Source organism: Acinetobacter towneri DSM 14962 = CIP 107472, assembly GCF_000368785.1.
GTDB classification, from domain to species: Bacteria; Pseudomonadota; Gammaproteobacteria; order Pseudomonadales; family Moraxellaceae; genus Acinetobacter; species Acinetobacter towneri.
This window is the reverse complement of record NZ_KB849690.1, coordinates 453,992-468,413: the sequence shown is the minus strand read 5'-3', so window position 1 is coordinate 468,413 and position 14,422 is coordinate 453,992. Positions and strand designations below refer to the sequence as shown.

The window sequence follows — 14,422 nt, the reverse complement described above, 5'->3', positions numbered from 1 at the left end:
ATAAAATATACATATATTTTTGATGTCATATCTTCATCATACGATTTGATTAGTATTTCAACACTAAATACTCAAGGCGATTTTTAGGTTTAAATAGGCTCATTTTTACATTAAGCCGTGTCTTGACTCGCACAAATGCGACACATCATTTCGTAGCGAAATGGCGTCATCACTGTAATTACGTTGACTGAAATGCATTGAGAGTCGATACTCTCAAGGTTAAATTAGGCAAATCGGTTCGCAGGGGCTGAGTCATCATCTCGCTCCTAAAAAACTCAATCAAAGCAAGGGGCTATATATGGCTGGTGGAAAGTCAAAAATCATTTACACACTGACCGATGAGGCGCCATTGTTGGCGACCTACTCTCTACTGCCGATCATTGAGACCTTTACTAAGCCTGCTGGCATCGAGATTGTCAAGAGTGATATCTCTGTAGCAGCACGCGTACTCTCTGAATTCTCGGAATACCTAAGCGAAGAACAGAAGGTAGCCGACAACCTCGCAGAGCTTGGACGTCTCACGCAAGATCCAGATACCAATATCATCAAACTTCCGAACATCAGTGCTTCAGTTGCTCAGTTAATTGCATGTATCAAGGAATTACAAGCAAAAGGCTATGCAATTCCTGACTATCCTGAAAATGCGGATACTGAAGAAGAGAAAGCTTTACTCGCTCGTTTTGGTAAATGCTTAGGTTCAGCAGTAAACCCTGTATTACGTGAAGGTAACTCTGACCGTCGTGCACCTGCTGCAGTGAAAAACTATGCAAAAAAACACCCTCACTCTATGGGTGAATGGAAGCAATGGTCACAAACTCACGTTTCACACATGGATGAAGGTGACTTCTACCATGGCGAAAAATCAATGACGCTTGACCGCGCACGTAACGTAAAAATGGAACTCATCACTCATTCTGGTGAAACCATTGTATTGAAAGAAAAAGTAGCGTTACTTGATGGCGAAATCATCGATTCTATGTTCATGAGCAAGAAAGCGCTTTGCGACTTCTATGAAAAAGAATTGGATGATTGTAAAGAAGCAGGCATTTTGTTCTCTTTACACGTAAAAGCGACCATGATGAAAGTTTCACACCCGATTGTATTCGGTCACTGTGTGAAAATTTACTATAAAGAAGCGTTTGAAAAACACGGTAAATTGTTTGAAGAACTTGGCATTAACGTCAACAACGGTATGGCAGGTCTTTATGAAAAGATCGAAACCTTACCAACTTCTTTACGTGAAGAAATCATCGAAGATTTACACGCATGCCAAGAACACCGCCCTGCACTTGCAATGGTGGATTCTGCAAAAGGCATCACCAACTTCCACTCTCCAAACGACGTAATTGTAGATGCTTCTATGCCTGCAATGATTCGTGGTGGCGGTAAAATGTGGGGTGCTGACGGTAAACCTTACGACTGTAAAGCAGTAATGCCTGAATCTACTTTCGCGCGTATTTACCAAGAAATGATCAATTTCTGTAAGTGGAATGGTAACTTCGACCCACGTACGATGGGTACTGTGCCAAACGTAGGTTTGATGGCGCAAAAAGCTGAAGAATACGGCTCACACGACAAGACTTTTGAAGTTCCTGCTGCAGGTGTTGCAAACATCACCGACATTGACACGGGTGAAGTGTTGATGACTCAAAACGTAGAAGAAGGCGACATCTGGCGTATGTGTCAGGTGAAAGATGCACCTATTCGCGACTGGGTTAAACTTGCAGTAACACGTGCACGTAACTCTGGTATGCCAGCAATTTTCTGGTTAGACCCGTACCGTCCACACGAAAACGAAGTGATCAAGAAAGTTCAAAAATACTTAAAAGATCACGACACGACTGGTTTAGATATTCAAATCATGTCACAAGTTCGTGCCATGCGTTATACACTTGAGCGTGTTGCGCGTGGTTTAGACACCATTTCTGTAACAGGTAACATCTTACGTGACTACCTCACTGACTTGTTCCCAATTATGGAGCTTGGTACTTCTGCGAAAATGTTATCTATCGTTCCGTTAATGGCGGGTGGTGGTATGTACGAAACTGGTGCGGGTGGTTCTGCGCCTAAACACGTACAACAACTTGTTGAAGAAAACCACTTACGTTGGGATTCATTAGGTGAGTTCCTTGCGCTTGCTGCTTCTTTAGAAGAAATGGGTATTAAAGAAGATAATACTCGTGCGAAATTACTTGCATCAACTCTTGATCAAGCGACCAGCAAATTACTGGACAACGACAAGTCTCCATCACGTCGTACTGGCGAACTGGACAACCGTGGCAGCCACTTCTACTTGGCAAAATTCTGGGCAGAAGCACTTGCTGCTCAAGATGAAGATGCTGAGTTGAAAGCGAAGTTTGCACCACTTGCACAAGCTTTAGCTGCAAACGAAGACAAAATTGTTGCTGAACTTGCGGAAGTACAAGGTAAATCGGTTGATATCGGTGGTTACTACGCAGTAGATCAAGCTAAAGTGAATGCAGTAATGCGTCCAAGCGCAACATTCAATGCTGCACTTGAAACTATTTAATGCGATGACATCGCACTGATACGATTCAGTGCCTGTTCTACAAAAAACCAGTGTGAAAGCACTGGTTTTTTGTTGGCAGTAAATTGATAAAGACTGAATAGGTGAGCTATATCTTCACATATATCTTTATTTCTTATTCTGTATACCCATTCTTATCCATGAGTCCCAAAAGTTAAATTGAAGCAAACGACAATCTTCATATAAAAACTTAAGGATATTCAAATCATTGGATAAAGTTCAGACAATAAAAAAAGCCCCCAAGTCTTAATATGCTTGAGGGCTTTTCCTTTATATGGTCCCGAGGGTCGGACTCGAACCGACACGTCATCTCTGACAGCGGATTTTGAGTCCGCCGCGTCTACCAATTTCACCACCTCGGGTAGGTGTTGATGGGTATAATAAACTTTTTTGACAGCTTGTCAACGCAAGTTTTTTGCAATTGTTTAAAATTAAATCAGCTGTCATTTTTTTGATTTATAATCGACCAATTTCATCCATAAAACCTAAAAAAGCATATACTAGGCGCAGTTTTCCCAGTGTTCTAACTTGTTTTTATCATGCAGCTTTCTGACTTTAATTTTAATCTCCCCGATGAACTCATTGCTCGTTACCCACTAGCAAGTCGTAGCGCCTCTCGTCTGCTGCATCTTGATGCTCAAGGTCAGTATCATGACCATCAATTTACCGACTTACTGAATTTACTCGAAGCGGGCGATTTACTGGTACTTAACGATACCAAAGTCATGAAAGCGCGTCTTAAAGGTAAACGTGCCACAGGCGGTGCAGTGGAAGTCTTGGTAGAACGTCTGCAAGATCAATTTATTGCCCATTGCCATATTAAAGCCAGCAACTCACCAAAAGCAGGTGCAGAACTGTTTATTGGGCCTGATGCTGTAAAAGTGACCGTACAAGGTCGCCATGAAAACTTATTTATTGTCGAGTTTTCGCAGCCTATTTTAGACGTATTGGATGCCTACGGTCAGTTGCCGATTCCACCCTACTTTAACCGCGAAGCAGAAGCGATTGATACCGAGCGTTATCAAACCGTATTTAACGACCCAACAAAACTCGCTAGTGTTGCCGCACCCACTGCCAGCTTGCACTTTGATGAAGCCTTACTGCAACAGCTAGCAGATAAAGGCATTCAAAAAACCTTTGTGACCTTGCACGTGGGCGCAGGTACATTCCTGCCTGTACGTACCGATGATATTGCCAATCACATCATGCACAGTGAATGGTGTGAAGTTTCTGAAGCTGCCGTAGCGCTGATTCGTGAAACCAAAGCACGAGGCAACAAAGTTATTTCAGTGGGCACAACTGCCACCCGTGCCGTGGAAAGTGCTGCCCAAGCCCATGCAGGCAAACTTGCAGCGTGGTCGGGTGATACGCAAATTTTTATTTACCCAGGTTATCAGTTTAAAGTGGTGGATCGTTTGATTACCAATTTCCACTTGCCTGAATCCACCTTATTAATGTTGGTATCTGCGCTTTCAAGCCGTGAAAGTGTCATGCAGGCGTATCAACATGCTGTGGCGGAACGCTATCGTTTCTTTAGCTATGGCGATGCCATGCTGATTGATCAAGCTCAGACTTAATTTTCAAACTGTAAAAGAAACCGCCATGCCGCTCGATACCGTGCAACACTCCATTCATATTCGACGCAAGAAGAATCAGCGGGTATTTCGTAATATCGCGCGGTTATGGGATATTGGAAAAAAAGCGCAAAGCCATCAAGATATTTTGGATGGCTTGCACCCTTGGCAAGATGACATCACCCTCAAGTTTGAAAATGTTTTGCCTGTCCTGCTTGGCATTATAGGTGTGTTGTTCTGTTTATTGCTCTTGATTCAACCGAGTAATATTTGGCTGCAATTCTGCTTGCTGATTGGGTTAGGCTGTATCTTCTGGGCATTTATTACCTATGAACAAGACGACCCCATTGAAGAAGTCATCACTTTTTTAGAACAAGAAAGCATTGCTCAACGCTATCAACTGGCATGGCAGCAACCACCGCAACATCTTGCCCGAACCCTACAACCCGTTTATTTGATTGCCCATTTAAAAAGTCTGTTCCCTTTATTTAATTTGGGGAATCTGTCCAATGAAATTCGCCGCTACGCCAGTACAGTTTGGCAAGATCAACAAGGCAAGCAGCATCAGGTTTTGGTATTTGAATATCGCTATGTCAGTGAAACCCGCATTAAAGATCAAAATGGCAATGACTACAAAGTACGTGAAGTGGTGCGACATTTATCGGGCGTATTTGTCTTTGATGTGCAGCTACAAGGTTTAGCCGTTACCTCAAACAATAAAACCTTTGGTGCGCCTTATCATGTGCCGTGGCATACCAGTGACATTCGCCTGAATCAAAAACTCAACTTTTTTGGCAGTGATGCAATTCAACTGGCGCGTACGCTCAGCCCTGCAATGGTGTTAAAACTGGATGATTTTTTTCAGCATCAGCAAGGTGATTTGTTATTTCACCCTGAGCGGAACACGCTCTGTTTTTTAGGCAATCGCAACCTGTTTGAAATTTCCAGTAAAGCAAAAAATATTCAAGATATTTCCGCATTGCGTGGACACTTACGCACTTTTAAATTACCTTATTTAGAACAATTACAGACAGATTTGGTTGATTTTCTGGACTAAGAAAATCATCTTGGGGCAAAACATGGGTATCGCAATTTTTCTTTTGGTTGTCATCATCTTGGTGATGCTGGGCATCATGATTCGTAACAACATCGTACGCCACCACAACGCCACCATCCGCGCTTGGGCAGATGTGACCAGTTTTGAACGACAGAAGTTAAAAACGCTTGAAGAACTTGCGCCAGTGGTCGAACAATATGCAGGTATGGAAAAAGGCACTTTAGAAAAAGTGACTGAACTGCGCCAAAATATTATGAACCTAAACATCAACAATGCCGATGTCAGCCAATTACAACGTGTTGAAGCCTTGAGCAAAGAATTGATGCGCAGCTTGAATGTGGTGGTCGAAAATTATCCTGAACTCAAAGCCGACCAATTGTATTTAAAAATGATGCATGAAATTGATGAGCAGAACGAAAATGTCGGTGCTGCGATTACTATTTATAACCGCAATGTCGAGTTGTTTAATAACTATATTCAGGTCTTTCCCAACAACATGATCAACACTGCAACCACAGCGAAAAAGCCTGTGCGTGCCTTTCGGGACAACGGTGCAGCACAAAGTTTTGATTATCGTCCAAACTTTTAAGCCATTGAATGCTAAGCCACTCATTTAAAATTATTTTTCAATACATAAATAAAAACAGCAAGCACGAAGCTTGCTGTTTTTTTCAGATTTCAACTAAACACATGACTGTGTCAGGTACTGCACCTGATTACGTCCCTTATTTTTTGCCAGATACAACAATTCATCGGCTGAATGCAGAAAATCGACCACATTGTGATATTGCTGATTTTGATGATAGCTATTTACACCAATACTCACAGTGACTTGGGTAATCTCCCCTGTCTTGGTATGTGGAATTTCCAGCGCATATACTGCCTGCCTAAAGTTTTCAGCAAGTTGTACAGCATCTGCCAATGGTGTTTCAGGCAATAGCACCACAAACTCTTCACCACCAAAGCGAGCCACAAAGTCAGATGCACGCGCAAAGTGTTGTTTAAGCAACTGCGCCACACTAATCAAACAATGATCACCCTGTAAATGTCCATAATTGTCGTTATAAGGCTTGAAATGGTCGATGTCGATAAACAAGAGAGACAATGCATGTTGATGACGCACAGCACGTTTAAATTCGTTTTCTATACGCTCACTGAGCGCCTTTCGATTGGCAACCAAGGTCAGCGGGTCTTGTAAGCTCAAAGCCAGATTTTTGCGACTCAACGCTTCGAGTTCCAACTCCATTTGTTTACGCGCAGAAATATCAAACATAAACCCAATAATCGCCACAGTTTCGTTATTTTCACGAATCACATGCACCACATCACGAATCCAGACATAATCTCCTGTAGCGGTTAAGGCACGATAATCCGCTTCGTGGTCTGTGCCTTGATCGGACAGACTCACACACATATTCACGGTCTTGTCCCGATCTTCAGGATGCATCCGATCAATCCAATCTTGTGCAGTTTTCCAGCTGTCTTGCGTCCAACCCAGTAAAGACTCAATTTGTGGGCCAATATAGCTAAAAGCTTTGGTTTTCCAGTTAATCTGCCACGGAATTGCATTCGTGGTTTCCAAAAGTGTTTTATAGAATTGGTCTTCTTTTAGTGCACTGTTTAATTCACTCATAGCCCACCTCTATGAATTGATTTTAATTACAATTTAACAACTTAAGTGAGCTTTGACTACAATTTGTTTTGTCTTATTGACATTTTTCTCAGCTTTGACACAATCATGAGGTTGAGCAAAATATAAACAACAATTGCTCAAAACATAAATCCCAAAATAAAAAGTAAGCCGATAAAATGTTAGAACATATTCAGAACCTGAAAAACACCCTCATTCAAGAGTTTTTCCAACTCTATGAGCAATATGAACAAGACCAAATTTATGCCTGTGTACTGGTCTTTAATGAATATCTTGGGGTCGATTATTTAGCTGTTTCAAGCCAACGCAGCCTGTTTAATGAACAGGAAGATGAAGCACAATATTTATCTGAAGTAAATAAATGGAATATAGAAAAATGGCGTTATCGCACTCAAGCCAACAATTCTAGCGGTCTGCATCAATTTAAAAATATTTTTGCAGATTATTTTAAACAGCGACATATCTATGGCAATCCTCTGCTGAATTCCAATGACACGCTGCAATACAACCATCTTGAACTTTTACTGGATATATTTCAGCAGGCTAAACAATCTTTATCGGGCGCTTATGGCTTAGATTTAAGCCAAATTCTGTTTTTTATTCATGTGCCCAAACAGGTCGATGTAGAAATCCACTCAGCGCAATTTCTAAACGCTCCAAGTGCTTTGCTCGATGAATTCCTGCACAACAAAGCGCCTCAAACCACGATGGAACAATCCACCGCACAACCCAAGCTCAAACTACAACAAGTGGATAAAGACTTGCTGATTGATCTGGCACAACTTTTAGAAGTGGAACCGTATGATTATTTGAGCATTGCACATGAAGCCTATTTGCTCACATTAGAACCGAGTTTTATCACTTGGAGCGTAAAACCTCGTGGTTCAGCACGAGGATATAAGCGACTGGCGTAAGCCATACGACATGGAATGTCGTATTAAATATCTTTGTTGTTCATTACTTAAAATATTATTGTTAAAATAAGCACATGAAAACACTTAAACTCCGCATAAAAGACAAACACGCAAAGGTGCTGATTAAATTAGCATCTGAGGTGAACTTTGTTTGGAATTATGTGAATGATTTAAGTTTTAAGCACCTAAAAAGAAAAGGTGAGTTTCTATCTGCATTTGATATTGCTCAATACACCAAAGGCACATCCAAAGAATGTAATTTACATAGTCAAACCATTCAGGCTGTAACTGAAGAATTAGTCACCCGAAGAAAGCAATTTAAAAAGGCAAAGCTGAAATGGCGTGTCAGCAATAAAAAATCAGCAAGGCGCTCTTTGGGATGGGTTCCCTTTAAAAAGTTGGCTATCAAATATGCCAATGGATATGTCCAGTATGGAAAACACCAATTTAAGCTTTGGGATAGCTACGGTTTAAGCAAATACACGTTAAAAACAGGTTCATTTGTAGAGGATAGCCGTGGGCGTTGGTATGTATGTCTTGTTGTTGAATCGCCTAAGCAAGATAAATCGACAGCAACCAAATCGATTGGTATTGATCTAGGCTTAAAAGATATTGCCACCTGTTCTGATGGCACTGTAATTTCAAATCCAAAATTCTATCGAAAATATGAGCAGAAATTATGTATTGCTCAGAGAGCCAGGAATAAGAAGCGTGTTCGTGCATTACACGCCAAGATTGCAAATTGCCGTAAAGACCATTTGCATAAGGCAAGTACATTACTTGTTAAAAATAATGCACTCATAATTGTAGGTGACTTAAGTGCCAAAAAGCTTGTAAAAACTAAAATGGCAAAGTCTGTTTTAGATACAGGGTTTTCAGCACTAAAAACAATGCTCAAGTATAAATGCGAGAACGCAGGGGTAATGTTTGAAGAAGTCAATGAAGCCTATACCACCCAAATCTGTTCGTGCTGCGGTGAGATCACCTCAAGTAGTCCGAGAGGTAGGACAGGTCTTGGAATAAGAGAATGGTCATGTGAGTGTGGTGTCACTCACGATAGGGACTTAAATAGTGCCATGAACATTCTTGCGCTTGGGCATAAGCGTCTAGCTGTAGGAATCACCTCCGTTTAAGGGAGGTGAGGATGTCAATGACAGTAATTTATATATTCAGCGTTTAATTCAGCACGTTGCTGCAATGGACAATCATGAACAAGGTGAAATTGCCTTACATAAAGAAATTACCCAACGTATTCAGCAATTTTACGCCATGTAAGCACAATGGATTTGAACAAAATATTTACTCGCAATTTTTACCAAGGAAAACGTATCTCAACTGGCAATTCCGTGCAGAATCTAGGAAAATATTGCACTTTTAGCACGAACAATCAGCGAACTGTTTTTTCGCCTTGATTTGGAACATATATGAAGTTTGAGAAATTAGGTCAGTCGGGGCGCGCCCGTCGTGGTCGTTTAACACTTGCTCATGGTGTGGTAGAAACCCCTGTGTTTATGCCTGTGGGGACGTATGGCACAGTCAAAGGCATGCTGCCACGCGATATTGAAGAAATTCAGGCACAGGTTATTTTAGGCAATACCTTTCATTTATATTTGCGTCCAGGGCTAGAAGTGATTCAGCAACACGGCGGTCTACATGAATTCATCAAATGGGATAAGCCTATTTTGACTGACTCTGGTGGCTTTCAGGTGTTTAGCTTAGGCGCAATGCGTAAAATTAAAGAAGAAGGTGTGACCTTCCGTTCGCCTATTGATGGCTCAAAGGTTTTTCTTTCGCCAGAAATCTCGATGGAAATTCAAAAAACCTTGAACTCTGACATCGTGATGATTTTTGACGAATGTACGCCTTATCCTGCAACACATGAAGAAGCGCAAAAATCTTTGCAATTGTCTTTACGCTGGGCAAAACGCTGTAAAACCCATCACCATGATGAACTACAAAACAGCAACGCGCTGTTCGGGATTATTCAAGGCGGTATGTACGAAGATTTACGTGTTGAATCTTTAAACGGCTTACTTGAAATTGGTTTTGATGGTTATGCCATTGGCGGTCTTTCGGTGGGTGAACCGAAAGAAGAAATGATCAAAGTACTGGATTATTTGCCAGCTAAAATGCCAGAAGATAAACCACGTTATTTGATGGGCGTCGGCAAGCCAGAAGATATTGTGGAAGCAATTCGTCGTGGCGTCGATATGTTCGACTGCGTGATGCCAACCCGTAATGCGCGCAATGGTCATTACTTTGTAACCGATGGCTTGGTGCGTATTCGTAACAGTAAGTATCGTCATGACCAAAGCCCGCTCGATCCGCATTGTGATTGCTATACTTGCAAGAACTTTACCCGCGCTTATTTGTTTCATTTAGAAAAATGTGGCGAAATGTTGGGGTCAATGTTGGGCACTATTCATAACTTACGTTATTACCAACGCTTTACCCAAGATATTCGCAATGCCTTAGATAACGGCACTTTCGATGAATTTGTACAGGACTTTTATGCCCGTCGTGGCCTAGAAGTACCGCCTTGTCCTGAAGATTAGTCTTTTCAGTATTTGCGCTGAGTAAAAAGACAAGGTAAATTGCAGAACAAACCCAATTTATTATCAGATCACTGATCGCCAGTTTTTAGTTTAGGAAAATGAAATGAGCCTTTTTATTTCGACCGCTCACGCAGCAGGTGAAGCTGCACAACAACCAAGCCTTGTGGCTAACCTTTTAATGATTGCAGTCTTCATTGCAATTTTCTACTTCCTGATTTGGCGTCCACAATCAAAGCGTGCCAAAGAGCATCGTACACTGATTGAAAGCTTGGGCGTAGGCAGTGAAGTGGTATTCGCAGGTGGTCTTATGGGTAAAATCACGAAAATTGAAGGTGATTTTGCAGTGGTAGAGCTGAACCGTGGTGTAGAAGTAAAAGTACAACGCGCGAGTGTCATTTCAGTTCTTCCTGAAGGCACATTAAACAACCTCTAATCAAAAAGAGTCGTGCTCACGCACGACTTTTTCATTTTAAGAAGAAAATAAATGCGTTACCCAGCATGGAAATATCTGCTCATCCTCGTTGTTCTTGTGGTGAGTACATTATATGCCCTGCCTAGCTTGTATCCAGATGAACCTGCTGTTCAAATTTCAGGTGCCAAAGCTGGTACCCAAATTGATCAAAGCATCATACAAAAAGCAGAGCAAATTTTACAATCAGAAAATATTGCCAGTCATGACAACAGCTTTACCAACAATGCTGCATTGTTGCGTTTAGACACCTCAGAAGCCCAACTCAAAGCCAAAGAAGCTTTACGTCGCGGTTTAGGTGATGACTATGTCGTGGCACTGAACCTTGCGCCAACCACACCAGAATGGCTACAAAAAATTGGTGCAAAACCAATGAAACTCGGTCTGGACTTACGTGGTGGTGTGCACTTCTTATTAGAAGTGGATATGGACAAGGCCATCAGCCAGCGTATGGAAACTTCAGCCACCGATTTACGCCGTCAATTGCGTGACAACAAGCTGAAATTTAATAGCCTTTCGCTGAATAACAACACCATCACCCTACAGTTTGCCAATAATGCAGACCGTGATGCAGTGATGGATTTCTTGCGTCGTAACGGCAATGAATACACACAGCAAGCTGTAGCCACCACAGAAGGTTCTAGCTTACGTCTGAACTATACCGATGTCCGTAAACAGGAAATTCAGTCGTATGCGGTCAATCAGAACTTAACTACTTTACGTAACCGTATTAACGAGTTAGGTGTGGCTGAAGCTTTGGTACAAACTCAAGGTAGCAACCGTATTGTAGTGGAATTGCCAGGCGTACAAGATACGGCTGAAGCGAAGCGTGTACTCGGTCGTACTGCTAACCTCGAATTCCGTTTGGTGTCTGACTTAAATGATCAATATATTGATCCGTACACAGGTCAGGCGACAGGTACAGTACCACCTGGCACAGAAGCGTTTGCCTTTGAATCTTTGGACAGTGGTCGCCAATTATTATTGAACCGCAGCCGTATTTTAACGGGTGAGCGTGTTCAAAATGCGTCGAGTGGTTTTAGCCAAGATACAGGCGGTGCAGAAGTTAACATTACCCTTGATGCTGCGGGCGGTAAACTCATGGCAGATGCGACGCGTAACGCTGTGGGTAAACGTATGGCGGTATTGTTTATTGAAAACAAACAACGCATTAGCTATGTGACCGATGAAAATGGCACACAAACTGAAGTACGTACGCCATACACCGAATCTGTCGTTATTAATGCTGCAACCATTCAGGCAGTATTGGGTTCGCAGTTCCGTATTACAGGTCTAGATTCTCCACAAGAAGCCTCTGAATTGGCCTTAATGCTTCGTGCTGGTGCTTTGGCAGCGCCAATGTACTTTGTCGAAGAACGTGTGATTGGCCCAAGCTTGGGTCAAGAAAACATTGATAAAGGCGTATTGTCGACTCAGATTGGCTTCATTTTGGTCGCAATCTGGATGGTGGTGTTCTTCCGTCTGTTTGGTCTGATTGCCAACTTCGCTTTAGTGTTTAACTTAGCCATGATTTTAACCGTCATGTCTTGGATTGGTGCATCACTTACCTTGCCGGGTATTGCGGGTATCGTAATTACCATTGGTATGGCAGTGGATGCCAACGTCTTGATTTGTGAGCGAATACGAGAAGAAATTAAGTGGGGTGCCTCGCCAAAACAAGCCATTGTGGCAGGTTATGACCGAGCGTATAACACAATTTTCGACTCGAACTTAACCACATTCTTGGTGGCATTCATTCTGTTTGCGATTGGTACAGGCCCAATCAAAGGCTTTGCTGTGACGCTCATGATTGGTATTGTCTGCTCGATGTTTACTGCGATTACAGTGACCCGTGCAATTGTACAAATCATCTACGGCAAAAAACGTAACTTGAAAAAGTTGAGCATTTAAGGAGATCACTGATGACTGAGAATACTCAACTGCCTTCAAAAAAATATGGCCGCCCTGATGATGAGCGCGTGATTCCGTTTATGAAGATTGCTTTGCCTGCGGCATTGCTTTCTATTCTATTAACGGTTGCCAGTATATTCTTCATTGCCACCAAAGGTTTAAACTTAGGTTTGGACTTTACTGGGGGTATTGCTGCAGAACTCAACTATAGCAATCCAGTAAAAGCCACCGATGTTTCTAACGCATTGGTCAAAGCAGGCTTTAACGACCCTGTAGTACAAACGCTTGGTTCAGACCGCGACCTAATGGTACGTATGCCTGTGCAAGAAGATGTTGAAGCAGAAGACTTAACCAAAGCAATTACTGCTGCGGTACAACTACCAAATAACACGGCAACTGTGCCAAAGGTAGATGTAGTGGGTGGTCAAGTCGGTAATGAGCTATACGTGCGTTCTGCGGGCGCTGTGGCTTTAGCACTGTTATTGATGTTGGTTTATGTCACCATTCGCTTTGAATTCAAACTGGCAATGGGAGCGGTACTGTCATTGTTCCACGATATTATTGTGACACTAGGTATTTTTGCCATGATGCAATGGCCATTTGACCTGACTGTATTGGCAGCGTTATTGGCGATTATTGGCTTCTCACTCAACGATAACATTGTTGTATCTGACCGTATTCGTGAAAACTTCCGTAAAATCCGTGGTGCAACACCACTTGAAGTGGTAAACATTGCGCTGACAGAAACTTTACGTCGTACCATTCACACCTCTATGACCCTATTATTGGTTGTAGTCGCGATGATGCTCATGGGTGGTGATGGTCTGAAATGGTTCTCGATTGCGATGTTTGTGGGTGTCTTTGTCGGAACATATTCATCTATTTACATTGGTACAGCCTTTGCCTTATGGCGCGGTTTGAACCGTCAGGACTTCATTGTTCAAGTCAAACCTGAATTTGAAGGTGAAGAGCAAGAAATTCCTTAATGCATTTCTGCTGACACCAACATTCAAGCCTATCTTCGGATAGGCTTTTTTGTGCCTTAGCATTGCGATATTTACGCTGACGTTGCGATGTTAATGCTGAATAATATGAATCTGTGGAAACTGAAAGCCTACGCAAGATGGCGCTGCTCGCCATGCTACGGTCAACATACAATCTGATAAACGAAAGTTTTGATAGGCAAAATGCCCAATCTGTGGATGATGACAAATGCCGCCCTGTGCATTGGGATGCATACGAGTATCCAACTCATTCAGGCTTAAACGAATCCCTAAACCTGATGCTTTCAGCACTGCTTCTTTAGTTGTCCAGACACGAAACCAATAATCAGCGTCGTGTTCCAAATCTTGCCAGTATTGGAGTTCATTGGGATGAAACGCATGCTGTGCCAAAGCATCAAAACGTACCTTACGTTCTAAGTCTTCAACATCTATACCTAGATCTTGCACCTGTAAGCTGCTTGCCAAAGCGTAATGTTGACGGCTATGGCTATGGTTAAACTGCAATTGAGGGAATGCCGTCAAAAATGGTTTACCATGTAGGTTACGCTCAATATCGCTGTTTTGAATATCTTGTGCCAAGTATCCAGACAACAATTGATTCCGATGCCGATAAATCGCCTGTTTTTGCTGTTGAATCTGTTCACTGCGTACAGCACTTGGATCGGGACTAAAAATCTGCTGAATGCGGCTAACATTCACACAAATTTTTTTAGGTGTTTTATTCATCCGCCCTTCTCCA

The 14,422-nt window shown here is 42.2% G+C and carries 12 protein-coding genes and 1 tRNA gene; 10 read left to right on the top strand and 3 right to left on the bottom strand.

Going from position 1 to position 14,422, the window contains the following annotated elements; genetic code table 11:
* Positions 1–298 precede the first annotated feature (298 nt).
* Positions 299–2,530, top strand: coding sequence for an NADP-dependent isocitrate dehydrogenase (locus F947_RS09515; protein ID WP_004974956.1), 2,232 nt, complete (start codon positions 299–301; stop codon positions 2,528–2,530).
* A gap of 293 nt (positions 2,531–2,823) precedes the next feature.
* Here F947_RS09515 and F947_RS09510 read toward each other — a convergent pair.
* Positions 2,824–2,910, bottom strand: a tRNA-Leu gene (locus F947_RS09510).
* A 177-nt stretch (positions 2,911–3,087) separates the two neighbouring features.
* Between F947_RS09510 and queA the strand changes: the two genes are divergently transcribed.
* The 3 genes from queA to F947_RS09495 are packed head-to-tail and all read left to right on the top strand — an operon-like array spanning position 3,088 to position 5,768.
* A complete protein-coding gene (gene queA, locus F947_RS09505) occupies positions 3,088–4,125 on the top strand; it encodes a tRNA preQ1(34) S-adenosylmethionine ribosyltransferase-isomerase QueA (protein ID WP_004974955.1) in 1,038 nt (345 codons plus the stop codon).
* Between the two features lie 25 nt (positions 4,126–4,150).
* Positions 4,151–5,179 (top strand): hypothetical protein, encoded by a 1,029-nt coding sequence (locus F947_RS09500; RefSeq protein WP_004974951.1) that lies wholly within the window; start codon positions 4,151–4,153, stop codon positions 5,177–5,179.
* A 22-nt stretch (positions 5,180–5,201) separates the two neighbouring features.
* Positions 5,202–5,768, top strand: coding sequence for a LemA family protein (locus F947_RS09495; RefSeq protein ID WP_004974950.1), 567 nt, complete (start codon positions 5,202–5,204; stop codon positions 5,766–5,768).
* A gap of 93 nt (positions 5,769–5,861) precedes the next feature.
* Here F947_RS09495 and F947_RS09490 read toward each other — a convergent pair whose 3' ends face one another.
* Positions 5,862–6,812, bottom strand: a complete 951-nt coding sequence (locus F947_RS09490) for a sensor domain-containing diguanylate cyclase (RefSeq protein WP_004974949.1) — start codon at positions 6,810–6,812, stop codon at positions 5,862–5,864.
* 176 nt (positions 6,813–6,988) lie between these two features.
* On the opposite strand from F947_RS09490, the gene F947_RS09485 reads away from it, so the two are divergent.
* From F947_RS09485 to secF, 6 genes are all read left to right on the top strand, one after another.
* The gene (locus F947_RS09485) at positions 6,989–7,744 is read left to right on the top strand and encodes a DUF4303 domain-containing protein (protein WP_004974948.1); all 756 of its coding nucleotides are present in this window, start codon (positions 6,989–6,991) and stop codon (positions 7,742–7,744) included.
* Between the two features lie 74 nt (positions 7,745–7,818).
* A complete protein-coding gene (locus tag F947_RS09480; RefSeq protein WP_004974945.1) occupies positions 7,819–8,877 on the top strand; it encodes an RNA-guided endonuclease InsQ/TnpB family protein in 1,059 nt (352 codons plus the stop codon).
* Between the two features lie 291 nt (positions 8,878–9,168).
* Positions 9,169–10,299 carry a tRNA guanosine(34) transglycosylase Tgt gene (gene tgt / locus F947_RS09475; protein WP_004974942.1) on the top strand — a complete coding sequence of 377 codons (1,131 nt, stop codon included), beginning with the start codon at positions 9,169–9,171 and terminating at the stop codon, positions 10,297–10,299.
* A 103-nt stretch (positions 10,300–10,402) separates the two neighbouring features.
* A complete protein-coding gene (gene yajC, locus F947_RS09470) occupies positions 10,403–10,732 on the top strand; it encodes a preprotein translocase subunit YajC (protein WP_004974939.1) in 330 nt (109 codons plus the stop codon).
* A 51-nt stretch (positions 10,733–10,783) separates the two neighbouring features.
* Positions 10,784–12,679: a protein translocase subunit SecD gene (gene secD, locus F947_RS09465; protein WP_004974938.1), complete on the top strand. Its 1,896-nt coding sequence runs from the start codon at positions 10,784–10,786 to the stop codon at positions 12,677–12,679.
* 8 nt (positions 12,680–12,687) lie between these two features.
* Entirely contained in the window at positions 12,688–13,665 is a 978-nt protein-coding gene (gene secF / locus F947_RS09460) for a protein translocase subunit SecF (RefSeq protein WP_171062595.1), read from the top strand.
* A 90-nt stretch (positions 13,666–13,755) separates the two neighbouring features.
* On the opposite strand, the gene F947_RS09455 is transcribed toward secF, so the two are convergent.
* Positions 13,756–14,409 carry a 4'-phosphopantetheinyl transferase family protein gene (locus F947_RS09455; protein WP_004974936.1) on the bottom strand — a complete coding sequence of 218 codons (654 nt, stop codon included), beginning with the start codon at positions 14,407–14,409 and terminating at the stop codon, positions 13,756–13,758.
* Between the last annotated feature and the right edge of the window lie 13 nt (positions 14,410–14,422).